General features: G+C 65.8%; 25 protein-coding genes and 1 pseudogene. 16 read left to right on the forward strand and 10 right to left on the reverse strand.

All coding sequences use genetic code 11. The features are described from left to right. Positions 1-90: 90 nt before the first annotated feature. The 6 genes and pseudogenes from hisD to NMP03_RS11045 all read right to left on the reverse strand — a co-directional run bounded on the left by hisD (position 91) and on the right by NMP03_RS11045 (position 5,268). On the reverse strand, positions 91-1,386 hold the full coding sequence (hisD, locus tag NMP03_RS11020; RefSeq protein ID WP_256505444.1) for a histidinol dehydrogenase: 1,296 nt from the start codon (positions 1,384-1,386) through the stop codon (positions 91-93). Next, complete coding sequence (gene hisG / locus NMP03_RS11025; RefSeq protein ID WP_256505445.1) at positions 1,383-2,147, reverse strand: ATP phosphoribosyltransferase; 765 nt, start codon at positions 2,145-2,147, stop codon at positions 1,383-1,385. Before hisG ends, hisD begins: the two co-directional genes overlap by 4 nt. Positions 2,148-2,307: 160 nt before the next feature. Beyond that, complete coding sequence (locus NMP03_RS11030; RefSeq protein WP_256505446.1) at positions 2,308-3,186, reverse strand: alpha/beta fold hydrolase; 879 nt, start codon at positions 3,184-3,186, stop codon at positions 2,308-2,310. A 187-nt stretch (positions 3,187-3,373) separates the two neighbouring features. Next, a pseudogene (locus NMP03_RS11035) lies at positions 3,374-4,276 on the reverse strand (pirin family protein). Then, positions 4,273-4,977 (reverse strand): glutathione S-transferase, encoded by a 705-nt coding sequence (locus tag NMP03_RS11040; protein WP_256505448.1) that lies wholly within the window; start codon positions 4,975-4,977, stop codon positions 4,273-4,275. The pseudogene NMP03_RS11035 and the gene NMP03_RS11040 overlap by 4 nt, the downstream one beginning before the upstream one ends. Before the next feature lie 3 nt (positions 4,978-4,980). Continuing rightward, a complete protein-coding gene (locus NMP03_RS11045; RefSeq protein ID WP_256505450.1) occupies positions 4,981-5,268 on the reverse strand; it encodes a BolA family protein in 288 nt (95 codons plus the stop codon). Positions 5,269-5,297: 29 nt separating this feature from the next. Between NMP03_RS11045 and NMP03_RS11050 the strand changes: the two genes are divergently transcribed. Next, positions 5,298-5,921 carry a J domain-containing protein gene (locus tag NMP03_RS11050; RefSeq protein WP_256505451.1) on the forward strand — a complete coding sequence of 208 codons (624 nt, stop codon included), beginning with the start codon at positions 5,298-5,300 and terminating at the stop codon, positions 5,919-5,921. Between the two features lie 115 nt (positions 5,922-6,036). Here the strand turns inward: NMP03_RS11050 and NMP03_RS11055 are convergent, their stop codons facing one another. Then, positions 6,037-6,810, reverse strand: coding sequence for a VOC family protein (locus tag NMP03_RS11055; RefSeq protein WP_256505452.1), 774 nt, complete (start codon positions 6,808-6,810; stop codon positions 6,037-6,039). A gap of 100 nt (positions 6,811-6,910) precedes the next feature. On the opposite strand from NMP03_RS11055, the gene cobS reads away from it, so the two are divergent. The 13 genes from cobS to NMP03_RS11120 all read left to right on the forward strand — a co-directional run bounded on the left by cobS (position 6,911) and on the right by NMP03_RS11120 (position 21,313). Then, the gene (gene cobS, locus NMP03_RS11060) at positions 6,911-7,915 is read left to right on the forward strand and encodes a cobaltochelatase subunit CobS (protein ID WP_256505453.1); all 1,005 of its coding nucleotides are present in this window, start codon (positions 6,911-6,913) and stop codon (positions 7,913-7,915) included. Between the two features lie 49 nt (positions 7,916-7,964). Beyond that, positions 7,965-8,246 carry a type II toxin-antitoxin system Phd/YefM family antitoxin gene (locus tag NMP03_RS11065; RefSeq protein ID WP_256505454.1) on the forward strand — a complete coding sequence of 94 codons (282 nt, stop codon included), beginning with the start codon at positions 7,965-7,967 and terminating at the stop codon, positions 8,244-8,246. Continuing rightward, entirely contained in the window at positions 8,243-8,632 is a 390-nt protein-coding gene (locus NMP03_RS11070; RefSeq protein ID WP_256505455.1) for a type II toxin-antitoxin system VapC family toxin, read from the forward strand. The genes NMP03_RS11065 and NMP03_RS11070 overlap by 4 nt, the downstream gene beginning before the upstream one ends. After that, complete coding sequence (cobT, locus tag NMP03_RS11075; protein ID WP_256505457.1) at positions 8,632-10,461, forward strand: cobaltochelatase subunit CobT; 1,830 nt, start codon at positions 8,632-8,634, stop codon at positions 10,459-10,461. The genes NMP03_RS11070 and cobT overlap by 1 nt, the downstream gene beginning before the upstream one ends. Further along, complete coding sequence (locus tag NMP03_RS11080; protein WP_256505458.1) at positions 10,458-10,739, forward strand: ribbon-helix-helix domain-containing protein; 282 nt, start codon at positions 10,458-10,460, stop codon at positions 10,737-10,739. Before cobT ends, NMP03_RS11080 begins: the two co-directional genes overlap by 4 nt. 116 nt (positions 10,740-10,855) lie before the next feature. Then, positions 10,856-11,746: a glutathione-dependent disulfide-bond oxidoreductase gene (gene yghU, locus NMP03_RS11085; RefSeq protein WP_256505460.1), complete on the forward strand. Its 891-nt coding sequence runs from the start codon at positions 10,856-10,858 to the stop codon at positions 11,744-11,746. Positions 11,747-11,829: 83 nt separating this feature from the next. Next, positions 11,830-13,914 (forward strand): NAD-dependent DNA ligase LigA, encoded by a 2,085-nt coding sequence (ligA, locus tag NMP03_RS11090; RefSeq protein WP_256505462.1) that lies wholly within the window; start codon positions 11,830-11,832, stop codon positions 13,912-13,914. A 203-nt stretch (positions 13,915-14,117) separates the two neighbouring features. After that, the gene (locus NMP03_RS11095) at positions 14,118-17,420 is read left to right on the forward strand and encodes a TonB-dependent receptor (protein WP_319937589.1); all 3,303 of its coding nucleotides are present in this window, start codon (positions 14,118-14,120) and stop codon (positions 17,418-17,420) included. A gap of 160 nt (positions 17,421-17,580) precedes the next feature. Continuing rightward, positions 17,581-18,678: a sensor histidine kinase gene (locus NMP03_RS11100; RefSeq protein WP_256505466.1), complete on the forward strand. Its 1,098-nt coding sequence runs from the start codon at positions 17,581-17,583 to the stop codon at positions 18,676-18,678. Then, entirely contained in the window at positions 18,675-19,481 is an 807-nt protein-coding gene (locus tag NMP03_RS11105) for a LytR/AlgR family response regulator transcription factor (protein WP_256505467.1), read from the forward strand. Before NMP03_RS11100 ends, NMP03_RS11105 begins: the two co-directional genes overlap by 4 nt. Before the next feature lie 213 nt (positions 19,482-19,694). After that, on the forward strand, positions 19,695-20,492 hold the full coding sequence (gene aac(3) / locus NMP03_RS11110; RefSeq protein WP_256505469.1) for an aminoglycoside 3-N-acetyltransferase: 798 nt from the start codon (positions 19,695-19,697) through the stop codon (positions 20,490-20,492). 75 nt (positions 20,493-20,567) lie between these two features. Next, positions 20,568-21,011 carry a hypothetical protein gene (locus NMP03_RS11115; protein WP_256505471.1) on the forward strand — a complete coding sequence of 148 codons (444 nt, stop codon included), beginning with the start codon at positions 20,568-20,570 and terminating at the stop codon, positions 21,009-21,011. Then, positions 21,008-21,313: a transcriptional regulator gene (locus tag NMP03_RS11120; protein WP_256505472.1), complete on the forward strand. Its 306-nt coding sequence runs from the start codon at positions 21,008-21,010 to the stop codon at positions 21,311-21,313. The genes NMP03_RS11115 and NMP03_RS11120 overlap by 4 nt, the downstream gene beginning before the upstream one ends. A gap of 4 nt (positions 21,314-21,317) precedes the next feature. Here NMP03_RS11120 and NMP03_RS11125 read toward each other — a convergent pair whose 3' ends face one another. Both NMP03_RS11125 and NMP03_RS11130 read right to left on the reverse strand, forming a co-directional pair. Continuing rightward, positions 21,318-21,644, reverse strand: coding sequence for a DUF3297 family protein (locus tag NMP03_RS11125; RefSeq protein ID WP_256505473.1), 327 nt, complete (start codon positions 21,642-21,644; stop codon positions 21,318-21,320). Between the two features lie 85 nt (positions 21,645-21,729). Beyond that, positions 21,730-22,098: a hypothetical protein gene (locus NMP03_RS11130; RefSeq protein WP_256505474.1), complete on the reverse strand. Its 369-nt coding sequence runs from the start codon at positions 22,096-22,098 to the stop codon at positions 21,730-21,732. A 156-nt stretch (positions 22,099-22,254) separates the two neighbouring features. Between NMP03_RS11130 and NMP03_RS11135 the strand changes: the two genes are divergently transcribed. Next, a complete protein-coding gene (locus NMP03_RS11135) occupies positions 22,255-22,656 on the forward strand; it encodes an EVE domain-containing protein (protein ID WP_256505475.1) in 402 nt (133 codons plus the stop codon). Positions 22,657-22,845: 189 nt separating this feature from the next. Here the strand turns inward: NMP03_RS11135 and typA are convergent, their stop codons facing one another. Then, positions 22,846-24,660, reverse strand: coding sequence for a translational GTPase TypA (typA, locus tag NMP03_RS11140; protein ID WP_256505476.1), 1,815 nt, complete (start codon positions 24,658-24,660; stop codon positions 22,846-22,848). Positions 24,661-24,859: 199 nt separating this feature from the next. On the opposite strand from typA, the gene NMP03_RS11145 reads away from it, so the two are divergent. Continuing rightward, positions 24,860-26,059 carry a toxic anion resistance protein gene (locus NMP03_RS11145; RefSeq protein WP_256505477.1) on the forward strand — a complete coding sequence of 400 codons (1,200 nt, stop codon included), beginning with the start codon at positions 24,860-24,862 and terminating at the stop codon, positions 26,057-26,059. Positions 26,060-26,069: the final 10 nt, after the last annotated feature.

Genomic DNA, 26,069 nt, shown 5'->3' on the forward strand with positions numbered 1-26,069 from the left:
TCCATAGCACCACCGCTTGCTTCGAGCGAAGTCGAGAAGCCGCGGCGCCAAGCGCGGGCAGGTTTTTCGACTACGCTCGAAACGAACGGATCAGGGGGAAGTGGGTAGCCGGATCGACACCGACTTGGCGTGCGCCGGCAGCCCCTCGGCGGTGGCGAGCGCCACCGCGGCGGGGCCGATCGCGGCGAGCCCGGCGGGATCGAGCGCGAGGAAGCTGGTGCGCTTCATGAAATCGAGCACAGACAGCCCGCTGGCAAAGCGCGCCCGCCGGCCGGTGGGCAGCACATGGTTCGGCCCGGCGACATAATCGCCGACCGCCTCGGGGGTGTGACGCCCCAGGAACACCGACCCGGCGTGGCGGACCTGCGCGAACAAGCCCTGTGGATCGTCGACCGCGAGTTCGAGATGCTCGGGCGCGAGGCGGTTCACCAGCGGGATCGTGTCGTCGAGGCTGGGCACGACGATGATCGCGCCATTGGCATCCCAGGCGCGGCGCGCGACTTCGGCGGTCGAAAGCTCGCCGATCTGGCGGTCGACGGCATCGGCTACGGCATCGGCGAACGCTGCGTCGTCGGTGAGCAGGATCGACTGGCTGGTCGGGTCGTGCTCGGACTGGCTGAGCAGATCGGCGGCGATCCATTCGGGGTCGTTGCGGCCATCGGCGACGACGACGATTTCCGAAGGACCGGCGACCATGTCGATGCCGACGACGCCGTAGAGCTGGCGCTTGGCCTCGGCCACCCAGGCATTGCCGGGGCCGCAAATGACGTCGACCGGGGCGATCCGGTCGGTGCCATAGGCCAGCGCGGCGATCGCCTGCGCACCGCCGACTCGCCAGATCTCGCCGATGCCGGCGAGTTCGGCGGCGGCCAGAACGAGCGGATTGACCTCGCCATCGGGGGTCGGCGTGACCATCACGATCCGCTCGACCCCCGCGACCTGCGCGGGGATGACGTTCATCAGCAGCGACGACGGATAGGCCGCGCGCCCGCCCGGAACATACAGCCCGGCGGCGTCGACCGCATTCCAGCGCGCGCCGGTGCGGACGCCGTGCGCGTCGGTGGTGTCGCTGTCGGCGGGGCGCTGCTTCTCGTGATAGGTGGTGATCCGGTCGCGCGCGAGTTCGAGCGCGGCGCGAAGCTCCGGGTCGAGCGAGTCGAGCGCCGCCCTGGTCGCCGAACGCTCGATCCGCCAGCCGGTGGCGTTGAGGTCGTGGCGGTCGAACTTGCTGGTGAAGGCGTGCAGCGCGGCATCGCCCTGCTCGCGGACGCTGCCGACGATCATCGCGACATCGCGCGAGACATCGCTATCGGCCTCGCGCCGCGCGTTGACGAGCGCGGTGAAGTCGGCGGCGAAGCGCGGCGCGGTGGAATCGAGGCGGATCACATCCCCCTCCCGCTTGCGGGAGGGGTTAGGGGTGGGGCTATCCGCATTCCCACCGCGTGGTCGTTCGCGGCTGGCGACGCCCCACCCCCGGCCCCTCCCGCAAGCGGGAGGGGGGCAGCAGTAGCCCGCCGGAACGCATCGACCAGCGGCACCACCGCGGGCTTGGTCTTGAACGCCGCGCGGTTGACCACCAGCCGCGACGATACCTCGGCGATCACCTCGACCTCGACCAATCCGTTTTCCTTGAGCGTCCGGCCCGACGACACCAGATCGACGATGCGCGGTGCCAGCCCTAATATCGGCGCCAGTTCCATCGCGCCGTTCAGCTTGACGCATTCGGCCTGCACCCCGCGCGCGGCGAAGTGGCGGCGGGTGACGCCGGGATATTTGGTGGCGATGCGGACATGGCTCCAGCCGCGCGGATCGTCCTGCGCGGCCAAGTCTGCGGGTTCGGCGACCGACAGCCGGCAATGGCCGATGCCAAGGTCGACCGGCGCGTAGAGTTCCGAATAGGCGAATTCCATCAGCACGTCGGATCCGACGATGCCAAGCTGCGCCGCGCCATGCGCGACGAAGGTGGCGACGTCGAACGCGCGCACGCGGATCAGGTCGATATGCGCGACATTGGTCGAAAAGCGCAGCGCACGGCTGTTCTCGTCGGAAAAGGCGGGTTCGGGCACGACGCCGGCGGCCGCCAGCAACGGCAGCGCCTCGGCGAGGATCCGGCCCTTGGGCACGGCGATGATGATGCGATCGGTCATGGGATGCGGCGCTTTACGTGGGGGGTGGGGCGAGCGCAACAAGGGCGGGAGGCGGTATGCCGAACCTTTCCGTTTGTTTCGAGCGTAGGGGAGAAACGGGGCCTGGCGCTCGGTATCGGTTTCTCGACTTCGCTCGAAACGAACGGGGTTTTTGGGCCCGCTATTCTTTCGCCAGCCAGTCGCGGATCGCGGCGTTCACCGCCTCGGGCTTTTCCCAGGGCACGAAATGGCCCGCGTCCTCGATGCGGACGATCGTGAGATCGGGCACCAGCGCGTCGAGGCCGTCGAGCTGGCACGGCAGCAACGCGCGGTCCTGCATGCCCCAGATCACCAGGGTCGGCATCGTCACTGGCGGGAAGCGCGCGTCGAGGAACGCGGGGCGCGGGGCGGCTTCGTCCATTTCGGGCACCTGGATCGCGCTGGCGCGATACCAGTTGAGCATCGCGGTGATCGCGCCGGGCTGCGACCATTCGTCGAGATAGGCGGCCTTTTCGGGTGCGATCAGCGCCGGATCGACATGCTTGGCGAAGCTGGTGTCGAAGAACGCCTCGAGCCCGATCCGGTCGATATGGCTTTCGAGCTCGGGGTTGCGGAAGGCGCGGATATATTGGCTGGCGGCGCGCTGCGCAGGATCGTCGATGACGCTGCGCTGGAAGATCAGCGGATGCGGTGCGTTGAGGATCACCAGCCGTTCGATCCGCCCGGGCTGATGCAGCGCCGCCATCCACGCGATCGCCCCGCCCCAGTCGTGCGCGACCAGCGTGAAGCGATCGATGCCGAAATGGTCGGCGAGCGCGATCAGGTCGGCGACCGGCTTGTCGGGGGTGTATTGGTCGACGCCTTTCGGCTTGTCCGACCGTGCGAAGCCGCGCTGGTCGGGGGCGATGCAGAAATGATCGCGCGCGAATTCGGGGAGCTGGTGGCGCCAGGTGCGGTGCGATTCGGGGAAGCCGTGGAGGAAGATCATCGCCGGGTGCGCGGGATCGCCCGCGGTGACGACGTCGAGGCTGATCCCGGTGGATAGTGCGATGTGCTGCATGGACGTCCCCTCCCGCGCTTTCTTCCCCCCTCCCGCTTGCGAGTTTCAGGGCGGTCAGGCCCCCGGCCTGACCTGAACGATGCGGGGCATCGTTCACCTGAAACTGGGACGGGGGAGGGCCTGTCGCGACCCTCATCCACCCCCACATGCCCTCCCCTAGCCCCTCCCGCAAGCGGGAGGGGGACGCCTAAGGATAGCTTACCGTCTTGGGTGCTTCGGGAATCGGGATCCATTCATCCTCGTCGCCGGGCACCTTGGGGAAAAGGCCCGCTTTCCAGTCGTGCTTGGCCTGGTTGATGCGGTCGCGGCTCGACGAGACGAAGTTCCACCACACATGCCGCGGGGTGGCGAAGGCTGCGCCGCCGCACAGCATCGCGCGCGCGCCGCGGCCCGAGCGCAGCGTCGCGCGGATGCCCGGCCGCAGCACATAGAGCGTCGTCGGCTCGAGCTTCATGCCGTCGAGCGTCGCATCGCCCTCGACCAGATAGATCGCGCGTTCGTCGGTCGAATCGTCGATCGGCACGCTGCCGCCGGGATCGAGAGCGATGTCGGCGTAGATCGTCTGCGCGTGCGTCGTGGTCGGTGCGGTGGCACCTCAGAGCGATCCCATGATGATCCGAGACCGCGCGCCAGCGCCCTCGATCACCGGCAGATCGTCGCGCTCGACATGCTCGAACGCCGGATCACTCTCCTCATCGGCCTCGGGCAGCGCGAGCCAGGTCTGGATGCCGAACAGCGCCGGCCCCTTGGCGCGCTCCTCGCCCGGCGAGCGTTCGGAATGGACGATGCCGCTGCCCGCGGTCATCAAATTCACCGCGCCGGGCTCGATCACGATGTCGCTGCCCACCGAATCGCGATGGCCGATCGCGCCCGCGAACAGATAGGTGACGGTCGACAGGTTGATATGCGGATGCGGGCGGACGTCGATCCCCTGCCCCGGCTCCATCAGCGCCGGCCCCATCTGGTCGAAGAAGATGAACGGCCCCACCATCGTGCGTTCGCGATTGGGCAAGGTGCGGTGGACCTTGAACCCGCCCAGATCGTGGCTGACCGGCAGGATCGTCTGGAGGACAAGGTCGTCATTGGTCATGCAGCGTCCAGTTCGGGATAATGGCGGAAGATGCCGTCCTGGTTGAAGCGGATGCGCCGCTCGCTCGCAAGATAGGCGCGCACCCCCGCCAGATCGGCGACCATCGCGTGGATCCGCATCAAGCCTGGATACTCCGGAGCAAGCGTCGCCATGCGCTTGGGGAACATGTAGCGCAGCCCAGCCACCAGCTGGAACAGCGAGGTATCGGCATAGGTCCAGCGATGATCGATCAGCCATTCGCCATCATTGGCGGTGGCGGCATCCTCGAAATGGCCAAGGAATTTGGGCAGCCGTTCGGCACGGAACTGTTCGGCGGCGCGCGCCGCCTCGGGCCGCTGCTCGTCATAATAGGCGCCGGTGCCGACAGGGTGGTGGACGTTATGCACCTCGGCAACGCAATCGGCGATCGTCAGCTGCAACTGGTTGAGCCACAGCCGGTCGGCCAGCCCCGATGGGGCGAGATGATGCTGCTCCCCCAGATATTGCAGGATGTTGGCGACCTGCGCGATCACCAGCCCGTCGATTTCGAGATAGGGCGGCGCAAACGGCGTACGGCCGGTGCGATCGTTCAGGTCGGCGAGCAGTGCCGCATCGCCCTGTTCGCGTGCGCAATCGACATAGTCGATGCCGCCGGCCTCGAGCGCGAGCCGGACGAACTCGCCGCGCCCCTGCACCGCCGACCAATACCATAATTTATACACGACTCAGCTTTCTCCCGGCGCGCGCACCTTCATGCGTAGCGCGTGGATCCGGGTGGCCAACAATTCGGCCAGCGCCTGATTCACCAGCCGCTGGCGCGCAACGCGGTTGAGTCCGGCGAAGGCCGCGCTTTCGACCTCGACCGCAAAATGCGATTCGCCGCTCCCGTCGTCGCCGAGATGGCCGGCGTGGAGGTGGCTTTCATTCGCGACGATCAGGTGCGTCGGGGCGAGGGCGTCGTGCAGGCGCGCGGTAATCGCGGCCTCGACGGATGCGGTGGCGGGCTGGTTCATCGGGCCTATATAGTCCGTTTTGTGACAAGATGGGGAGCCGCGTGGCGCGGACCGACAGCAAGAACGGATCGACGGGCAGGTTTCACGGGCGCGTGGAGGCCAATGGCCGGGTATGCGCGACCCCCGGCTGCGACGAACCCGGCGAGTTTCGCGCGCCTGCCGAAGAGGGCGCGCGCCGATCGGGCGACGGCCCCGCGCCCTATCGCTGGATGTGCCTCGAACATGTACGCGCGTTCAATTCGCGGTATAATTTCTTCCAGGGGATGAGCTCGGACGAAATCTACGACGCGCAGAAACCCTATGCCGGGTGGGAAAGCGAAACCCGCGCCTTTGCGACCAACGGCGCCGACCGGCCGCCGCGCTGGGCCGATTTCCACGATCCGATGGATGCGATCGGCGCAAGGTTCCGCGAGCGGATGCGCGCGCAGCGGCCGCGCGAGGATGGGCGCCCGCTGTCGGGCAGCGATCGCGATGCGCTGACGGTACTGGGGCTTGGCGCCGACGCCGATCGCCGCGCGCTGCGGCAGCGCTACGCCGATCTGGTGCGACGCTTTCACCCCGACCGCAATGGCGGTGACCGCAGCTACGAGCAGCGGCTGCAGGAAGTGATCGCGGCGTATCAGCACCTGCGCGCCGCACCGGCGTTTGCCTGAGGCGCACGCAGAAACGACAGGCCCTCACCCTATCGCGCCTTCGGCGCCCTTCCCTCTCCCGCAAGCGGGAGAGGGAAGGAGGCGCGCAGCGCCGGAAGGGTGAGGGCCTGTCGGCTTACGCCACCCGCGACCCCACCAGCCCGAACCGTACCCCCTGCGGGTCCTCGGCCACCACCGAATACATGCCCCCCGGGATCGGGTCGGGCCCCTGGATCACGCTGCCGCCGCCGACGATCAGCCGCTCGACCGCGGCGTCGATGTCCTCGACCATGAAATAGGGCTGCCAGCCTTCGCGCCCGCCCGGAACCCGCCCCATCACCGCGCCGATGCCGTCGGCGCCGGCATAGAGGAACTGATAGTCGCCAAGCTCGCCCATCGGCATCGCGCCATCCTGCCGCCAGCCGAATTGCGCTTCGTAAAAGGCGATCGATGCCGCCGGGTCGGGAGTGGTGAGTTCGTTCCACACCGCATGGCCGGGCGTGGCGGCCTCGCCCGGCACGAAGGCGTTGCTTGGATCGTCGCTTTCGCCGCGCATGACATAGAAGGGCGCGCCGTGCGGATCGGCGAGCATCGCCATCCGGCCGACCCCTTCCATCGTCATCGCGGGCATTTGGACCGCGCCTCCCGCCGCGGTAACGCGCTCGACGCTGGCATCGACATCCTCGACGCCGACATACATCAGCCACGAAGGCAGCGCGCCGGGCTGCGGTATCGTCATCAACCCGGCGATCGAGGCAGCGTCGGGTGCGGCCGCGATGCGATAGTCGATGCCTTCATAGGGCGCGCGGGCGATCGTCCAGTCGAGCACATCAGCGTAGAAGATTTGTGCGGCTTCGATGTCGGTGGTGAGCAATTCGTACCAGACGGGTTTTGCAGCGTTGTCGGCCATGGTTCCCTCCTCCTCGCAGCGGCGCTTCCCTTAGTTTGCCCTTGCCAGTCGTCCCTGCCACCTTAAGTGCAGCCTATTGCACAATCGCCATGGTTTTTCGATGTCCAGCATTCCCAATACCCAGCCCGATAGCCGCGAGACGACGATCCTCGACGCACCCGACAAGACCGTCGACGTGCGCGAGATTTTCGGGCTCGATATCGACATGAAGGTGCCCGCGTTCAGCGAGGCCGACGAGCGCGTGCCCGATCTCGATCCCGCCTATGTGTTCGATGCCGACACGACGCTGGCGATCTTGGCGGGCTTCGCGCACAACCGCCGGGTGATGGTGCAGGGGTTTCACGGCACCGGCAAATCGACGCATATCGAACAGGTCGCCGCGCGGCTGAACTGGCCGTGCATCCGGATCAACCTCGACGCGCATATCAGCCGGATCGACCTGATCGGTCGCGACGCGATCGTGCTGAAGGACGGCCAGCAGGTCACCGAATTCCGCGAAGGGCTGCTCCCCTGGGCGCTGCAGACCCCGACCGCATTGGTGTTCGACGAATATGACGCGGGCCGCCCCGACGTGATGTTCGTGATCCAGCGCGTGCTCGAGACCGAGGGCAAGCTGACGCTGCTCGACCAGAACCGCGTGATCCGCCCGAACCCGTGGTTCCGGCTGTTCGCGACCGCCAACACGGTGGGCCTGGGCGATACCAGCGGGCTGTATCATGGCACGCAGCAGATCAACCAGGGCCAGATGGACCGCTGGAACATCGTCGTCACGCTCAACTATCTGCCCGCCAAGGTCGAGGCGCAGATCGTGCTCGCCAAATCGGGCGAATATGACAAGCCCGGCGGCAAGGAAGCGGTCGAGAACATGGTGCGCGTCGCCGAACTCACGCGGCGCGGCTTCATCAACGGCGACATCTCGACAGTGATGAGCCCGCGCACGGTGATCACCTGGGCGCAGAATTCGCTGATCTTCGGCGATGTCGGCTTCGCCTTCCGCCTGTCGTTCCTCAACAAATGCGACGAGGCCGAACGCGCGCTGGTGGCGGAATATTACCAGCGGGTATTCGGCAAGGATTTGCCCGAAAGCGTGGTGAAGAAGGGTTGAGTTTGGGCGCAAGTGGACTAACTTGGCTTAGTCCACTCGGAGACCCGTCATGAACGCCCCGACCAAGATCGATTTCGTCAACGTCCACGATGCGAAGACGAACCTGTCGAAGCTGCTTGATCGCGCGCATGCTGGGGAAGAGATCGTCCTTGCCAAGGCCGGCAAGCCCTATGCCAAGCTGGTGCCGTTTATCCAGGCCGAGAAACCCAAACGCCAGCCGGGGGGATGGCCCGAACTGGCCAGCATCCCCGATTCAACGTGGTTCGATCCCATGCCCGAAGACGAACTCGAGCTATGGGAAGGCAGCCGTTTAGAGAAATATGGCTTGTGACGGCATTTATTCTGGATACCCACGCGGTCCTGTTTTGGTGGGCCGGCGGACAAAGGCTCGGGGCGTCGGCTCGGACCGTCCTCGAAGAAAGCGATGCAGCCTTTTTCGTGAGCGCAGTCAGTGCATGGGAAGTAGCGACGAAGCATCGAGTCGGAAAGCTCCCCGACATCGGAGACCCGTCGGTCCAGTATCCGCGCCTCATGGCGGCGAATGACTTCCGGTCGCTCGATGTCACAGCGTCGCATGGCCTGCTTGCCGGAACGCTGGCGGGCGAGCATCGCGACCCCTTTGATCGGCTGATTGCCGCGCAGGCGCTCATAGAAGACCTCACGGTAGTCACGCGCGACCGCGAGATCGCCAATTTCGGCTGCAAGGTACTCTGGTAATGGCCACCGACACCCCCCTCGACCGGTTCCGCGACGTGCTCGGCGGGGCATCGCGCGCGATCGCCAATGATGCCGAGGTCGAACTGGCCTTCACTGCCGATGCGCCGAGCCAGGCGGGGCGGAGCATCAAGGTGCCGATGCCCGCGCGCGCGCTGCCCGCCGACCAGGTGGCCGAGGCGCGCGGCTTTGCCGATGGCTTTGCGCTGCGGCTCAAGCATCACGACGTGATCAAGCACGCGCGCGCCGCGCCCAAGGAGCCGGTGGCGCGCGCGGTGTTCGATGCGGTCGAAACCGCGCGGATCGAGGCATTGGGGTCGAAGGGCTTTGCCGGCATCGCCGACAACCTCGAACACAGCCTGACGCTGCGGATGAAGTCCGATCCGATCGCGCGCGCACGCAATGCCCAGGAAGTGCCGCTGTCGACCGCGATCCAATTGATGGTGCGCGAGCGGCTGACCGGGCGTGCGGCGCCGGCCAGCGCGGCGCTGGGCCTCGGGCTGGTCGCCGACTGGATCGAGGAGAAGGGCGGCGCCGATCTCGACGCGCTGGCGCTGGCGATCGACGACCAGGACGCCTTCGCCGCGCTGATCGCCAATCTGCTGCAAGACCTGGAGCTGACCGAAGGCGAGATGGCGCCCGACGATGCCGATGAAGGCGGCGCCGAGGACGAGGGCTCCGAAGACAGCGAGCAGGAAGAGGGCGAGGAGGAAGGCGACCAGGGCAGCGGCGAAGGCCAGGTCGAAGCGCGCGGCGAACAGCGCGACAGCGACAGCGAACAGGGCCAGAGCGAAGAGGAAGCCCCCTCCGACGCAATGGACGACATCGACGGCGATCCCGGCGACGATGGCGAGGACGGGATGATGCCCGTTCGCCCCAATCGGCCTTGGGGTGACATGCCGCCGCAGTTCGAATACAAGGCCTTCACCCGCGCGCACGACGAAGTAATCGCCGCGACCGAACTGTGCGACGCCGAGGAACTCGAGCGGTTGCGCTCGTATCTCGACCAGCAATTGGTGACGCTGCAGAGCGTCGTGACCAAGCTGGCCAACCGGTTGCAGCGCCGGCTGATGGCGCAGCAATCGCGCAGCTGGGACTTCGACCAGGAAGAGGGGATGCTCGATGCAGCGCGGCTGGCGCGCGTCGTCGTCAACCCGATGCAGTCGCTGTCGTACAAGAGCGAGCGCGATACCGATTTCCGCGACACCGTGGTTACGCTGCTGATCGACAATTCGGGATCGATGCGCGGGCGACCGATCTCGATCGCGGCGATCAGCGCCGACATCCTGGCGCGCACGCTCGAGCGCTGCGGCGTGAAGACCGAGATCCTCGGTTTCACGACCCGTGCCTGGAAGGGCGGACAGGCGCGCGATGCCTGGCTCGCCGCGGGCCGCCCGCCGCAGCCCGGGCGGCTGAACGACGTGCGCCACATCGTCTATAAACAGGCCGACGAGCCGTGGCGGCGCGCGAAAAAGTCGCTCGGGCTGATGATGCGCGAGGGGCTGCTCAAGGAGAATATCGACGGCGAGGCCTTGCTGTGGGCGCACGAACGGCTGATCGCGCGGCCCGAGGATCGCAAGATACTGATGGTGATTTCGGACGGCGCGCCGGTCGACGATTCGACGCTGTCGGTGAATTCGGGAAGCTATCTCGAACGCCATCTGCGCCAGGTGATCGGCTGGATCGAGAACAAGTCGCCGGTCGGGCTGGTGGCGATCGGCATCGGCCATGACGTGACGCGCTATTATGCCCGCGCGGTGACGATCATGGACGTCGACCAGCTGGCGGGCACGATGATCGAGCAACTCGCCAGCCTGTTCGACGACGAATGACCCCGGCAGGGGCGGTGACCGCGCCGCCGGGGGGCTTTGCCGGGCCGGTCAAGCGATCGATCACGATCGCCGGCCACCCGACATCGATCAGCCTGGAGCCGGTGTTCTGGGAAGCGCTGGAAGCGGCAGCGGTAGCGCATGGCCTGCCGCTTAGCGCGCTAGTGGCGCAGATCGACGTGGCCAGGATCGCCGGCGACACCCCGCCGAATTTGGCGAGCGCGATACGGAGTTGGTTGTTGTTGCACGCCAGCGTCGGGGGCGCACACGATACCATCTGAGGCCCGGCACTTCGCTCGCATTAGATGCCCGTGACCTGCGCTGGCAATCTCCCCCTTATCCCCCACCCCCGCCCCCCTATATCGCGCGCATCCCGTTCCCCCCACAGGAGCCGCACATGGCCGACGCACCCGATCCCGCGAACAATCTGCCCACCGGCTATGTGCCGCCCGCGGTCTGGCAATGTGAGCCGGGCAATGGCGGGCAGTTCGCCAGCATCAACCGCCCCGTTTCGGGCGCGACGCATGACAAGGTGCTGCCGGTCGGCAAACATCCGCTGCAGCTCCATTCGATGGGAACGCCCAACGGGCAGAAGGTGACGATCCTGCTCGAGGAGCTGCTCGCCGCCGGCCACCGCGATGCCGAATATGACGCCTGGTTGATCCGTATCGGCGATGGCGATCAGTTCGGCAGCGGCTTTGTCGAGGTGAACCCCAATTCGAAGATCCCCGCGCTGATCGACAAATCCGCCGACCCCGAAATCCGCGTGTTCGAAAGCGGCGCGATCCTGTTCTACCTCGCCGAAAAGTTCGGCGCGTTCCTGCCGACCGATCCGGCCAAGCGCGCGGCGACGATGAGCTGGCTGATGTGGCAGATGGGCGCGGGGCCGTTCGTCGGCGGCGGCTTCGGGCATTTCTATGCCTATGCGCCGATCAAGATCCAGTACGCGATCGATCGCTATGCGATGGAGGTGAAGCGCCAGCTGCACGTGCTCGACACCCAATTGGGCCGGCACGAATTCGTCGCGGGCGACGACTATACGATCGCCGACATGGCGATCTGGCCCTGGTATGGCGGCGGGCTGCTGGGCGGGGCGTATAGTGCGCAGGCGTTTCTGGGGGTCGAGGAATATGGCAATGTCCGCCGCTGGACCGACCAGCTTGCCGCGCGGCCTGCGGTGCGGCGCGGCGCCATGGTCAACCGGACGATGGGGCCGCTCGAGGGGCAGTTGCACGAGCGGCACGATGCGGGGGACTTCGAGACGCGGACGGCGGATAAGGTCGGGTGATTTATCCCCCCTCCCTGGAAGGGAGGGAGAAGTAGGGGAGAAGCTCTTGCCACCCTCCCCCGCCGCGCGGCATGACGCACGCCATGGCCACCGACCCCGCCCTCCCCCAAACCGACGAGGAAGCCGCCGCCGAACTCGCGCGCCTCGCCGCCGAGATCGCGCACCACAACCGCGCCTATCACACCGATGACGCGCCCGAGATCAGTGACGCCGCCTATGACGCGTTGGTCCGCCGCAACCTGGCGATCGAGGCGGCGTTTCCGCAGCTTGCGCACAGCGATTCGCCCTCGGCGCAGGTCGGTGCGGCGCCCGCGACGCATCTGGCCAAGGTGGCGCATGCGCGGCCGATGCTCAGCCTCGACAACGCCTTTTCGGACGAGGAGGTCGCCGAGTTCGTCCAGCGCATCCGCCGCTTCCTGAGCCTGGCCGAAGACGAAGCCGTGGCGCTGACCGCCGAGCCCAAGATCGACGGGCTGTCCTGCTCGCTGCGCTATGAGGACCGGCGGCTGGTGCGCGCGCTCACCCGCGGCGACGGCACTACCGGCGAGGACGTGACCGCCAACGTCGCAACGATCGCCGACATTCCGCAGGCGCTGCCCGCCGATGCACCCGAAATCTTCGAGGTGCGCGGCGAGGTGTATATGGAAAAACAGGCCTTCGCCGAGCTGAACGCGCGGCTGCTCGCGCAGGCCGAGGCGGCGGGCGATGCCGCCAAGGCGCGGCGCTTCGCCAACCCGCGCAACGCCGCCGCAGGATCGCTGCGCCAGAAGGACGCGGGGGTTACCGCGCAGCGCCCGCTGCGCTTCCTGGCGCATGGCTGGGGCGAGACCAGCGATCTGCCGGGCGCGACGCAGGCCGAGATCGTCGCCAAGCTGCGCGCTTGGGGCTTCCCGATCGCCGAAGCCTTCGCGCGGTTCGACGACGCGCAGGCCGCGCTCGACCGCTATCGCGCGATCGAAGCCGAACGCGCGGACCTGCCCTTCGACATCGATGGCGTGGTGTACAAGATCGACCGGCTCGACTGGCAGGCGCGATTGGGCTTTGTCGGGCGCGCGCCGCGCTGGGCGCTCGCACACAAATTCCCCGCCGAGCGCGCGCAGACCACGCTCAACGCGATCGACATCCAGGTCGGGCGGACGGGCAAGCTCACCCCCGTCGCGCGGCTCGAGCCCGTCACCGTCGGCGGCGTCGTCGTCACCAACGCGACGCTGCACAATGCCGACGAGATCGCGCGGCTGGGGGTAAATCCCGGCGACCGCGTGGTGATCCAGCGCGCGGGCGACGTGATCCCGCAGATCGTCGAGAATTTGTCGCGCGACGATGCGCGTGCGCCGTGGCGCTTCCCGACACATTGCCCCGAATGCGGATCCGACGCGGTGCGCGAGGAGGGCGAGGTCGATATCCGCTGTTCGGGCGGGCTGGTGTGCCCCGCGCAGCGCACCGAGCGGCTGAAGCATTTCGCCAGCCGCGGCGCGCTCGATATCGAGGGGCTGGGTGCCCAGCAGATCGAGGATTTCGTGACCGACGGGCTGCTGCATACCCCCGCCGACATCTTCCGCCTGACGCAGGCGCAATTGCTGCCGCGCAAGAAGGACGGCAAGGTCTGGGCGGCGAACCTGCTGCGCTCGATCGAAGCCAAGCGCGCGCCCGATCCGGTGCGCTTCCTGTTCGGCCTGGGAATCCGCCATGTCGGCAGCATCACCGCGCGCGAATTGCTCAAGGCATTCGGCACGGTCCAGGCGATCGCGCAGGTCGCGACCCGCGCGCATGACGACGAAGCGGCGCGCGCGGAGATCGAGGCGGTCGAGGGGATCGGCCCGATCGTGACCCAGGCGCTGATCGCCTTCTTCGCCGAGGCGCATAATCGTGAGGCGTGGGACGACCTGCTCAGCGAAGTGGCGCCCGAACCCTTCGTCCAGGTCCAGCGCACCTCCGAAGTCAGCGGCAAGACCGTGGTGTTCACCGGCACGCTCGAAACGCTGTCGCGCGATGAGGCCAAGGCGCAGGCCGAGGCTTTGGGCGCGCGCGTATCGGGATCGGTATCGGCCAAGACCGACCTGCTGGTGGCGGGCGCGGCGGCCGGATCGAAGCGCAAAAAGGCAGAGGAGGCCGGGGTGCGCGTGGTCGACGAAGCGGGCTGGCTGGCGATCGTCGCCGCCGCGGGGTGAGCCGTTCGACGAACGCGATGTGATGCTTTTTTGCAACGCGGCGAAGGAGTCTTTGCTGCGGCGGCGAAGTGTCACAGAAGCGCAATAATCTGCCGTCACAGGCGCCGCAACGGCGAACGACGCCGCACGTCGGCCATTGTTCCGCACCACTGGGGAAAATCATGAGAAACCACCTGCTTATTGGGGCGGCAATTGCTGCTCTAGTGATTCCTGCCGCCGCGAGCGCGCAAGAGACGACGTCGAGCATCCGCGGCACCGTCACGCAGGATGGCGCTCCCGTAGCCGGCGCCGAGGTTGTGATCACCAACGCTACCAACGGCGCGCGCGCCACCGCGACAACGGGTAGCGATGGCGCGTTCAACGCCGGTGCGCTGCAGCCCGGCGGCCCCTACACCGTCGAAGTCACCAGCCCGATCGGCAATTCGACCGTTACCGACATTTTCACAATCGTCGGCCAACCGTACGAAGTGCCGATCGAGATCGCGGCCGATCAATCGGGCGACATCGTTGTCACCGCATCGTCGATCGCGGGTGCCGGTGTGACCTCGGATGGTCCGCAGACCGTGCTGACGCGCGAAGACATCAGCCGCGTCGCGTCAGTGAACCGCGACATCCGCGACCTGATGCGCCGCGATCCGTTCGCTCGCATGGAAGACACAGCGGGCGGCGGTCGTGCGATTTCGTTCGCGGGCGTGAATCCGCGCTTTAACCGCTTCTCAATCGATGGCGTAGTCGTCAGCGACAATTTCGGCCTGAACCCCGACGCTAACCCCACCCGCCGCGGCCCGGTGCCGATCGATTCGATCGGCCAGTTCTCGGTCTCGGTCGCTCCCTATGACATTCGCCAGGGTAACTTCCTTGGCGGCGCGGTCGATGCGATCCTGCTCGCAGGCACCAACGAATTCCACGGCACCGGTTTCTACTCGCAGAACACCGACGGTCTGTCGGGCGAGCGCATCGGCGACAACACCGACATCAACCTTCGCTTCAAGAGCGAAACCTATGGCGCCACGCTGTCTGGCCCGATCATCAAAGACAAGCTGTTCTTCATGGTCTCGGGCGAACGCACCGAGCAGGGCAACCCGCTAACGCTGTTTTCGCAGATCCCCGGTTCGGCCGCGACCCAGGTAACCGCAGTCCAACAGATCGCTCAAAGCACGTACAACTACGACGCTGGCGACATTCTCGAAGTGTCGAACGAGGTTGACGAGAAGATCGTCGGAAAGCTGACCTGGAACATCACCGACGGTCAACGCCTGACGCTGTCGTACATCAACGCCTATGACTCTAATCAGGTGCAGGGAAATGTCAGCACCAACGGCGCCTCGCCCGGCTTCGGTCTTGCGTCGAACAGCTACGGCGGCACCGAATTGCTGCGCGCGGGCATCCTCCAGCTGAACTCCCAGTGGACCGAGGCGTTCTCGACGGAGGCACGCTTTCTGTACAAAAGCTACGAGCGCGGCCGCCCGATCGGCGGCGAATCGCTGGCACAGCTCCGCGTTTGCACCGATCCAACCAACAATTTCGGCGGCCAGAGCAACGACACGCCGGTAACCTGCGGCACCGGCAACCCGATTCTGGCGATCGGTGCCGAGAATTCGTCGCAGTCGAACGAGTTTTATACCGACACCTATGGTGGCTCGGTACAGGCGCGGTTAACTCAAGGCGGGCATGACCTTCGCATCCTCGCCGAGATGAACGAGGTCCGGGTGTTCAACCTGTTCCTCCAGAATACCCAGGGTAACTATTATTTCGACTCGCTCGCCGATTTCCAGGCACGCAATGCCAGCTCGGTTACGTATCAAAATACCGGTACTGGCAACGCCGACCTGGCCGCGGCCGACTTCAAATATCGTCAATATACGTTCGGTATTCAGGACGACATCGCGATTACCGATCGCCTCAACCTGTCGGCAGGCATGCGCTACGACCTGTTCGACGCCGACACGCCGGTGCCGTTCAACCCCGGCTTCACGACGCGCTACGGCTTTCCAAACACCAAGACGATCCGTGGCCTGGGCCTGTTCCAGCCGCGCATCGGCTTCGATTGGGAGCCGATCGATGATGTGAAGCTGCGCGGCGGCGTCGGCATCTTCGGCGGCGGCACCCCCGACGTCTATCTGTCGAACAGCTATTCGAACGCAGGCGCAGGCATCGGTGGCGTGTCGATCAACTCGATCACGGTCCAGCGTTGTGTAATCAACGCCACCAACTGCACCTCGGGCTATCAGCTGAACGGCGGCAATCTGCCAGCGGCAACGGGTGAGGCCGTTCTTAGCGGCGTGACCGGTGCGAGCATCCCTGCGGCGCTGCAAGGTCAGATCACGAACACCGGGCCGAATTCGCTGGCGAACATCAACGCGCTCGATCCAGGCTTCGACGTTCCCAATGTGTGGAAGGCTACGCTGTCGGCCGACTGGACCCCGCGCAACTTCCTGGGCGGCGGCTGGCGCTTCGGTGCCGATTACTACCACAGCACGACCAACGCATCGGTGTTCTTTACCGACATCCGGTCGCGTCCGATTGGCAAGCTGCCCGATGGCCGCACGCGCTTCGACGCGGTGGTCGGCACCAACACCAACACCGACATCTTGCTGACCAATTCGACCAAGGGCCGCAGCCATATCGGCGTGGTTCGCGTCGACAAGCAGTTCGACTTCGGCCTGAACCTGAACTTCGCTTATTCGCTGCAGGACGTACGCGATCAGGCACCCGCGACGTCGTCGACCGCAGGGTCGAACTATGGCAACGGTGCATTCCTTGACGGCAGCGGCGCGGCGTACGGCACTGCCAACGACCAGGTGAAGTGGTCGTTCAAATACGGCGCGGGCTTCGACCATGCGTTCTTTGGTGACTACCGCACCGTCATCCAGCTGTTCGGCGAAACCCAGGCGGGCCGCCCGTACAGCTTCACCATGGAAGATGCCGGTGCGTCGCAGCGCAGCGCAGTCTTCGGTGTTACCGGTCGCGACGATCGCTTCCTGCTGTATGTGCCTACCGGCGCCGACGACCCCTTGGTCAGCTACGGCGCATCGGGCACCGGTGCAGCGGCACAAACCGCTGCGCAGACCCAGCAGAGCCTTGAGGATCTGATCGCGAGCACCAAGCTTGGCAACTTCCGCGGCCAGATCGCGCCACGCAACATCGCACGTTCGCGTGCCTACACCCGGCTCGACCTGCACCTTGAGCAGGAAATCCCGACGTTCGTGGGCAAGTCGCGGGTCTCGGTGTTCGCCGACATCGAAAACCTGCCCAACCTACTGAACCGCGATTGGGGCGGCTTCCGTCAGGCAGTTTTCCCCTATGTCGAGGATGCGGTTCGGGTGCAGTGCCTGAGCGTCCCGGTCGCATCGGGTACCACGCCTACCGCCGCCCAGATCAACTCGATCCCCAGCCAGCCATGCGCGCAATATCGCTACACCAGCTATGTGGCCGCAAATGACAGCGTGCTTGAAACCCGCCGCTCGCTTTATCTGATCCGCCTGGGCGCACGCTTCAGCTTCTAATCGTCACTTCGTCCCGATTGAGACTGATGCGAGTAAAACCGCCGTCTTCCACCCGGAAGGCGGCGGTTTTGATTTTGCCGCCACCCCCCGCCTTTGCCACCCGCCCCTGCGCTCTGTAAGACGTGCGCAACCGGCCGCGCGCGGCCCCATATGAGCGACCATGGCCAGACCCGCGATCCTTTCCCGTCCGTTCTTCGAGGACAAGAGCCGCGCCTTCTGGATGCTCCAGGCGGCGGGGTGGTCGGGCTTTCTGATCCTGCGGCTGGTGTCGGGGGTGTCGAACGACCCGACGCTCGAAACGGTGATCCCGATCATCATCGACGCGATCGTCGGCTATTGCCTGACCTTGCTGCTCTCGACGCTGTACGGCTATTACCGGCGACTGCCGCGGATCGCGGGCATCCTGGCGGTGATCGCCACGCTGATCGTCGCCACCGCGATCTATGCGGTGCTCGACGCCTTCATCTTCTCGGCCACCATCCAGAGCGACCGGACGGTCAGCCTTAGCCGCGTGCTCGGCTACACCGTCTTCACCTTCACCGTGCTGGCGGGGTGGACCGCGCTGTATTTCGGCATCAACTGGTATCTGATCGTCGAGGAGCAGATGGACCAGATGCAGGCGCTGGCGACACAGGCCTCGTCGGCGCAGCTGGCGATGCTGCGCTACCAGCTCAACCCGCATTTCCTGTTCAACACGCTCAATTCGATCTCGACGCTGGTGCTGCTGAAACAGACCGAGCGCGCCAACGTCATGCTCAGCCGACTGTCGTCGTTCCTGCGCTATACGCTGGCCAACGAACCCACTGCGCATGTCACGCTGGCGCAGGAGGTGGAGACCTTGAAGCTGTATCTCGAGATCGAGAAGATGCGATTCGAGCAGCGGCTGCAGATGGCGTTCGACATCGACGCGCGGGTCGAGAAGGCGCGGCTGCCCTCGCTGCTGCTGCAGCCTTTGGTCGAAAACGCGATCAAATATGCGGTGACGCCGATGGAGGAGGGGGCGCAGATCGCAGTTTCCGCACGGCTCGCCGGGGATCGGGTCCAGATAGCCGTGACAGATACCGGGCCGGGGTTGATGCAGCGCAAATCTCGGCCAAGCCTTTCAACCGGCGTGGGGCTTACCAATATTCGCGAGCGGCTGGCGCAGTCCTTCGGGGCCGACCATCGCTTCGAAACGGGTGCAAACCCGGGGGGCGGCTTCCGCGTCGAGATCGAAATACCGTTCCAGGTCGAGGAACCCAACCGCGAGGCAGCATGACCATCCGTACCATTCTCGTCGACGACGAGCCCCTTGCGATCCAGGGCCTCGAGCTGCGGCTGCAGCCGTACGAGGACGTCGAGATCATCGACAAGTGCATGAACGGGCGCGAGGCGATCCGCGCGATCAAGACGCACAAGCCCGACCTCGTCTTCCTCGACATCCAGATGCCGGGCTTCGACGGGTTTTCGGTGGTGCAGGGGCTGATGGAGGTCGAGCCGCCGCTGTTCGTGTTCGTCACCGCCTATTCGGACCATGCGATCCGCGCGTTCGAGGCGCAGGCGATGGATTATCTGATGAAGCCGGTCGAGGAATCGCGGCTGGCCGACACGCTCGATCGCGTGCGCCAGCGGCTGGCCGAGAAGCGCGGCGCGGTCGAGGTCGACCGGCTGATGGAAGTGCTCGCCGAGGTCGCGCCCGATGCGGTGGACACGATGGCGGTCGATCCCGGCGGCGACCAGCATGCGGCCAACCGCTTCGAGAAGCTCATCAACATCAAGGATCGCGGGCAGATCTTCCGTGTCGATGTCGACACGATCGAGCGGATCGACGCGGCGGGCGATTATATGTGCATCTACACCGGCGACAACACGCTGATCCTGCGCGAGACGATGAAGGATCTGGAAAAGCGGCTCGATCCGCGGCGGTTCCAGCGGGTGCATCGCTCGACGATCGTCAACCTCGACCTGGTCAAGCAGGTGAAGCCGCACACCAATGGCGAATGCTTCCTGGTGCTCGATTCGGGGGCGCAGGTGAAGGTGTCGCGCAGCTATCGCGACGTGGTGGCCCGCTTCGTCCACTGAGCTTTCTTCCCCCGCCCGCTTGCGAGTGGTTCAGCGCAGACGGCTAAATCATGCCCCCGGCATGATTTAGGAACCTCCGGGGGACGTTCCGACCCGACTGGGCTGGACCACTGGGTCGGGGGAGGGCATGTTTCGCTGGTTATGCGGTTTGCCGACAGCCCCTCCCCTAGCCCCTCCCGCAAGCGGGAGGGGGATTATTGGACCGCAGTTGATTTGGCGCGTGATCTCACCGCGCTCGGGCTCGACCCCGGCGCCATCGTCATGGCGCATGTCGGCTTCCGATCGGTGGGCCGGTGCATCAACGGTGCCGACACGCTGATCGCGGCGATCCGCCAGGCGATCGGCAGCGAGGGCACGCTGGTCGTCGCGACCGACTGGCACGCGCCCTATCTCGAGGACGACCTGCTCGACGATTCGGGGCGGGTGCCCGCCGAATGGCGCGAACATATCTCGCCCTTCGATCCCGCGACGTCGCGATCGATGCGCGACAACGGGGTGTTCGCCGAATGGATGCGGACGACGCGCGGCGCGGTGCGCAGCCGCAATCCCAATTGCTCGGTCGCCGCGATCGGTGCTCGCGCCGAATGGCTGATCGCCGACCAGCCGCTCGATTACGGCTATGGCCCCGGATCGCCCCTGGCCAAATTGCTCGAAGCCGGCGGCAGCGTCGCGATGATCGGCGCGCCCGGCATCAGCATGACGCTGCTCCACCATGCCGAGAATCTCGCCGACGTGCGCGGCAAGATCATCCTGCGCGAGGAAATCCCCTACGCCACGCCGGAAGGGACGGTGTGGCGAATGAACGAGGAATATGAATCGAGCGACGCGATCGTGCCCGGGTTTTCCGACGATTATTTCGACGACATCCTGGCCGATTTTGTCACGACCGGACAGGCGCGCGCCGGCAAGGTCGGCGATGCCGACACGCTGCTGATCGATGCGCGGGCGATCGTCGCGTTCGCGACCGGCTGGATCGAGCGCGCGGTAGCGGCGCAACGCCCGCCGAATTGATCGTCCAGCACCGGCACTTGCCACTTGACGATCCGGAAAGTCGATGTCACTTTCCATTTCGTCAAGTGGAGAACCATGATGTCGATCGAAGCCCAAACCGCCCTAGCCCTAGCCACCGATGCCCGCCGCCGGATGGCGCAGCGCGCGGCAAGCCCGCCCTGGTATGCGCCGCTATACGGGTTGGGCATGGGCGGCATGGTCGCGAGCTTTGCGCTGCCCGAACGGCTCATCGTGCTGGGAACCACCGGCTGCACGCTCGGCGTGCTGGTGCTCTATTCGATATGGCAGCGCCGAACCGGGCTGAATGTCAGCGGCTATCGCCGAGGCCGTACGATGCCGGTCACGGTCGCGCTGCTCGTCTGCGTGCTGGGGCTCGCGGCTGCCGCGGTGGTGCTGCGGTTCCGGTTCGGGATCGACTGGGCCCCCGTCGCGTGCGGCGCGGTGACCGCGATCGTCGCGGGCTATGCCAGCGCGGGGTTCGACCGGGTGTGGCGCGCCGAGAAGGACGATCTGGCGTGAGCGGTCGGATCGCGTTCGATCCGGTGCTGCACTCCCCCGTCCGGTTGCAGATGTGCGCGCTGCTGTCGGCGGTCGACGAGGCCGAATATGCGCTGATCCGCGCCGAGGTCGATGTCAGCGAATCGGTGTTGTCGAAACATGCGCGGCAGCTGGAAGAAGCCGGCTATCTGCGCATCCGCAAGGCGACGCTCGCCGCGCGGCAGCGCACCTGGCTGTCGCTGACCGCGCAGGGTCGCCAGGCGTTCGCCGCGCATGTTCGCGAGCTCACCCGGCTGGCCGGGATCGCCCAGGCCGCCGAGTGAGGCGTCAGGCCGGGTCGGCGAGCTTGGCGTCTGGCTCGGGCGCGTCGGCCTCGGCCGCGGCGGCTTCGGTGGCTTCCTCCTCGCCACCCGGTGCCGGGGTCTGGAAATAGGCCTCGACCTCGCCGGTCAGCTTGATCGTCAGCGGGTTGCCCTTGCGGTCGACCTTCTTGCCGAGCGCCACGCGGATCCAGCCTTCGGACATCGAATATTCCTCGACATCGGTGCGCTCGGCGCCCTTGAAGCGGATACCGATGCCGCGCTCGAGCGTCGGTTGGTCGAAATAGGGGCTGTTCGGGTTGATCGAGAGGCGATCTGGCGGGGTGTCGGTCATCGAGCCCGCATAGCCGCGCACCGCGCCGAACGAAAGAGGGCGATGCCATCGGCACCGCCCTCCCCCCGTTCACCGCAATTCGGGTTCAGCAATAGCGAACGCGGAAGCTGCGGCCGCTATACGGATCGAACTCGCGGCCGATGCAGTTGCGGCGATAGGCGCGCCGCTGGTTCTGCGCGAAGCGCGGGCCATAGGCGTAGCGCGGGCCATAAGCCGGGCCGTAGAAATTGCCGCGATAGCGCGGTGCATAATAGCCCCGGTCATAGCCGCGATTGCCGCTGGCGAGCGCAGCGCCGAGCGCAAGGCCCGCGACACCGCCGATGATCGCGCCGGTCGCTACATCGCCGCCGCGTCCGCGGTCGCGATAGTAACGCTGCGCCTCGGCGGGTGCCGCGGCGGTGAGCATGGTCGCGCCCGCGACCAGCCCGATGGTTGCCTTGGTAAAGATATTCATCTCGTCTGACCTCCTCAAATCTCGGCGCCGGTAGCGCGTGGTTGCACGGGAAACGCGCGGATACTTGCCGATATGTCGCAATTTATGCCAGCGCGCCTGAACTCGTGCCGAACCGGGCATTCACCCGGCGTTTAGGTACCTGAACGGAGAAACGACGTGGCATATTGGCTGATGAAGTCCGAACCCGATGTGTTCGGATGGGACGATCTGGTGAAGGACGGCACCGGCGAATGGGACGGGGTGCGCAACCACACTGCGGCGCGCAACCTGCGCGACATAAAGGTCGGCGACCGCGCGTTCTTCTATCACAGCAATATCGGGCTGCAGGTCGTCGGCATCATGGAAGTGACGCGCGAGGCCCAGAAGGACGGCGACGAGGGCAATTGGGTGTCGGTGCAGGTGAAGCCGGTCGAGCCGCTGCCCAATCCGGTGACGCTCAAGGCAGTGAAGGCCGAACCCCGGCTCGCCGAGATGGAGCTGGTAAAATATTCGCGGCTGTCGGTGGGCAAGGTGACCGCGGAGGAGTGGAAGATCGTGCTCGAGATGGCGAAGGGTTAGGGCCTACCCTTCCCCGTTCGTGCTGAGCTTATCGAAGCACCGTTCTTTCTTCGCTCGCCCCGCAAAAGAAGGACAGTGCTTCGACAAGCTCAGCACGAACGGCAATGGGGCGAGGCCGTGCCCCACCACCCACGAAAAAGGCCGGCCCCTAGCGGGACCGGCCTTTCGCATTTCGCTAGCCTGGAAGCTTCACGCAGCCTTCGAACGGCTCGCGCGCTTGCGTTCGTTGGGGTCGAGGTGGCGCTTGCGCAGCCGGATCGACTTGGGCGTGACTTCGACCAGCTCGTCATCGTCGATATAGGCGATCGCCTGCTCGAGCGTCAGCCGCTTGGGCGGGGTCAGCCGGATCGCGTCGTCCTTGCCGGTCGAACGGAAGTTCGTCAGCGCCTTCGACTTCATCGGGTTGACCTCGAGGTCGTCGGGCTTGGCGTTCTCGCCGATGATCATGCCCTCGTAGAGCGGCTCGCCCGGCGAGACCATCAGGATGCCGCGCTCTTCGAGCGGCCCCAAAGCATAGGCAACCGCCTCGCCCGCGCCGTTCGAGATCAGCACGCCGTTCTTGCGGCCTTCGATCTTGCCCTTGTGCGGGCCGTATTTCTCGAACAGCCGGTTCATGATCCCGGTGCCGCGCGTGTCCGACAGGAATTCGCCATGATAGCCGATCATCCCGCGGCTCGGGGCCGAGAAGGTGATGCGGGTCTTGCCGCCGCCCGAGGGGCGCATGTCGGTCATCTCGGCCTTGCGGATCGCCATCTTCTCGACGACGGTGCCCGAATATTCGTCGTCGACGTCGATGATCACGGTCTCATACGGCTCTTCGAGGCCGGCATCGCCGTCCTGGAACAGCACGCGCGGGCGGCTGATGCTCAGCTCGAAGCCCTCGCGGCGCATCGTCTCGATCAGCACGCCGAGCTGAAGCTCGCCGCGGCCCGCGACTTCGAAGCTGTCCTTGTCCTCGGCTTCGGTCACCTTGATCGCGACGTTCGATTCGCCTTCGCGAAGCAGACGGTCGCGGATCATGCGCGACGTCACCTTGGTGCCCTCGCGGCCCGCCATCGGCGAATCGTTGACCGCAAAGCGCATCGACAGCGTCGGCGGATCGATCGGCTGCGCGTGCAGCGGCTCGCTGACCGAAGGGTCGCAGATCGTGTTCGACACCGTCGTGGTGGTCAGGCCGGCGATCGAGATGATGTCGCCTGCATTGGCCTCGTCGACCGGCACGCGCTCGAGCCCGCGGAACGACATGATCTTCGACGCGCGCCCGGTCTCGACGATCGTGCCGTCGTTGTCGAGCGAGTGGATCGCCATGTTGGTCTTGATCGAGCCCGAAAAGACCAGGCCGGTGAGGATGCGGCCGAGGAAATTGTCGCGGTCGAGCAAGGTCACCAGGAACTTGAACGGGCCATCGGGATCGGCCGAGGGCGGCGGCACGTGATCGACGATCTTCTGGAACAACGGGGTCAGCGTGCCTTCGCGCGACAGCGGATCCTCGCCGGCATAGCCGTTGCGGCCCGAGGCATAGAGCACCGGGAAATCGAGCTGCTCGTCGCTCGCTTCGAGGCTGACGAACAGGTCGAACACTTCGTCGAGCACTTCCTGGATGCGCTCGTCGGCGCGATCGACCTTGTTGACCACGACGATCGGCTTGAGGCCGAGCGCCAGCGCCTTGCCGGTCACGAACTTGGTCTGCGGCATCGCGCCCTCGGACGAATCGACCAGCAGGATGACGCCGTCGACCATCGACAGGATCCGCTCGACCTCACCGCCGAAATCGGCGTGGCCCGGGGTATCGACGATGTTGATCCGCGTGCCTTCCCACTCGACCGAGGTGCACTTGGCGAGAATGGTGATCCCGCGCTCCTTTTCGAGGTCGTTCGAATCCATCGCGCGCTCCTCGACGCGCTGATTGTCTCGAAACGTGCCCGACTGGCGGAAGAGTTGATCGACTAGCGTGGTTTTGCCGTGATCGACGTGGGCGATGATCGCCACGTTGCGCAGGTTCATGTGATTTCCCGAAAACTGTTGGCGCAAGGTGCGCTTGGCGCGCGCTTAGCGTATTTGGTGCGTTGCGGGAACCCCCACGCTGCCGATCCGCGCGAACCAGGGGGGGTGCATGCGCGAATGCGTGGTGTATTATTACAACGATACACTTGAACGCTCGGGCGATCCCGGCCATCTTCGTGGGCAACACGCTGGAGGGATTATGGCGACCGAAACCGCGACTGCCGAACCGACGCTGACGCTGACGCCGCCCGAGCCGGTGCCGGTGGTGACCGCCGCCAAGGCCGCGGGGCTGGTGCCGGTCGACGATGCCAAGAAGTCCGAGCTCGAGGCGCGGGTCGACGGCTTCATCGACGACCTGGTTGCGCAGGACGTCAATTCGCCCGAATTCGGCAAGCGCGTCGATGCGATCGGCGCGATGGGCAATCGCGAGATTCGCGAGGCGGCGGGGCAATCGAACCGCTTCCTCGATCGCCCGGTGCGCGCGATGGACCAGGAAAGCGGCGTCGGCGCCGATCTGGCGCAGCTTCGCCGGCTGATTGAGGATCTCGATCCCGGCAAGCAGGGCAACCTCACCGCGCCAAAGAAGCTGTTCGGCATCCTGCCCTTCGGCAACAAGATGCGCGATTATTTCGACAGCTACAAAAGCTCACAGACGCATATCTCGTCGATCCTGAAGTCGCTCGCCTCGGGCAAGGACGAGCTGCTGATGGACAATGCCGCGATCGATACCGAGCGTGCCAATCTGTGGAGCGCGATGGGGCGGCTCGAACAGATGATCCATCTGTCGAAGGTGATGGACGCCAAGCTCGAGGCCAAGGCCGCCGAACTCGACCATAGCGATCCCGCCAAGGCCAAGGCGCTGCGTGAAAGTGCCTTGTTCTACGCGCGCCAGCGGACGCAGGATTTGCTGACGCAGATGGCGGTGAGCGTGCAGGGCTATCTCGCGCTCGACCTGGTCAAGAAGAACAATGTCGAGCTGGTGAAGGGCGTCGATCGCGCGAGCACCACCACCGTCTCGGCGCTGCGCACCGCGGTGACCGTCGCGCAGGCGCTGACCAACCAGAAACTGGTGCTCGACCAGATCACCGCGCTCAACACCACCACCGCCAACATCATCGATTCGACCGGAACGCTGCTCAAGTCGCAGACCGCGACGATCCACGAACAGGCGGCATCGTCGACGATTCCCGTCGAGACGCTGCAGCGCGCGTTCCAGAATGTCTATGACACGATGGACGCGATCGATACTTTCAAGCTGAAGGCGCTGGGCAGCATGAAGACCACCGTCGACACGCTCTCGACCGAGGTCGAGCGCTCGCGCGGCTATATCGCGCGCGCCGAGGGTGCGGCGCAGAATGCCGGCGCCGCCGACAGCGCGTTCAAGCTGGAGGCGATGTGATGGCGATGCC

It is taken from the genome of Sphingomonas qomolangmaensis (assembly GCF_024496245.1).
GTDB lineage: Bacteria > Pseudomonadota > Alphaproteobacteria > Sphingomonadales > Sphingomonadaceae > Sphingomonas > Sphingomonas qomolangmaensis.

Excerpts from the sequence above, each read along its gene's own strand:
- NMP03_RS11050 (WP_256505451.1), top strand. The coding sequence starts at position 5,298 with ATGGGGAGCCGCGTGGCGCGGACCGACAGCAAGAACGGATCGACGGGC.
- NMP03_RS11100 (WP_256505466.1), top strand. The coding sequence starts at position 17,581 with ATGGCCAGACCCGCGATCCTTTCCCGTCCGTTCTTCGAGGACAAGAGC.
- NMP03_RS11105 (WP_256505467.1), top strand. The coding sequence starts at position 18,675 with ATGACCATCCGTACCATTCTCGTCGACGACGAGCCCCTTGCGATCCAG.
- cobT (WP_256505457.1), top strand. The coding sequence starts at position 8,632 with ATGGCCACCGACACCCCCCTCGACCGGTTCCGCGACGTGCTCGGCGGG.
- NMP03_RS11125 (WP_256505473.1), bottom strand. The coding sequence starts at position 21,644 with ATGACCGACACCCCGCCAGATCGCCTCTCGATCAACCCGAACAGCCCC.
- NMP03_RS11130 (WP_256505474.1), bottom strand. The coding sequence starts at position 22,098 with ATGAATATCTTTACCAAGGCAACCATCGGGCTGGTCGCGGGCGCGACC.
- typA (WP_256505476.1), bottom strand. The coding sequence starts at position 24,660 with ATGAACCTGCGCAACGTGGCGATCATCGCCCACGTCGATCACGGCAAA.
- NMP03_RS11145 (WP_256505477.1), top strand. The coding sequence starts at position 24,860 with ATGGCGACCGAAACCGCGACTGCCGAACCGACGCTGACGCTGACGCCG.
- NMP03_RS11080 (WP_256505458.1), top strand. The coding sequence starts at position 10,458 with ATGACCCCGGCAGGGGCGGTGACCGCGCCGCCGGGGGGCTTTGCCGGG.
- ligA (WP_256505462.1), top strand. The coding sequence starts at position 11,830 with ATGGCCACCGACCCCGCCCTCCCCCAAACCGACGAGGAAGCCGCCGCC.
- cobS (WP_256505453.1), top strand. The coding sequence starts at position 6,911 with ATGTCCAGCATTCCCAATACCCAGCCCGATAGCCGCGAGACGACGATC.
- NMP03_RS11115 (WP_256505471.1), top strand. The coding sequence starts at position 20,568 with ATGATGTCGATCGAAGCCCAAACCGCCCTAGCCCTAGCCACCGATGCC.
- yghU (WP_256505460.1), top strand. The coding sequence starts at position 10,856 with ATGGCCGACGCACCCGATCCCGCGAACAATCTGCCCACCGGCTATGTG.
- NMP03_RS11045 (WP_256505450.1), bottom strand. The coding sequence starts at position 5,268 with ATGAACCAGCCCGCCACCGCATCCGTCGAGGCCGCGATTACCGCGCGC.
- NMP03_RS11055 (WP_256505452.1), bottom strand. The coding sequence starts at position 6,810 with ATGGCCGACAACGCTGCAAAACCCGTCTGGTACGAATTGCTCACCACC.
- NMP03_RS11065 (WP_256505454.1), top strand. The coding sequence starts at position 7,965 with ATGAACGCCCCGACCAAGATCGATTTCGTCAACGTCCACGATGCGAAG.
- hisG (WP_256505445.1), bottom strand. The coding sequence starts at position 2,147 with ATGACCGATCGCATCATCATCGCCGTGCCCAAGGGCCGGATCCTCGCC.
- NMP03_RS11030 (WP_256505446.1), bottom strand. The coding sequence starts at position 3,186 with ATGCAGCACATCGCACTATCCACCGGGATCAGCCTCGACGTCGTCACC.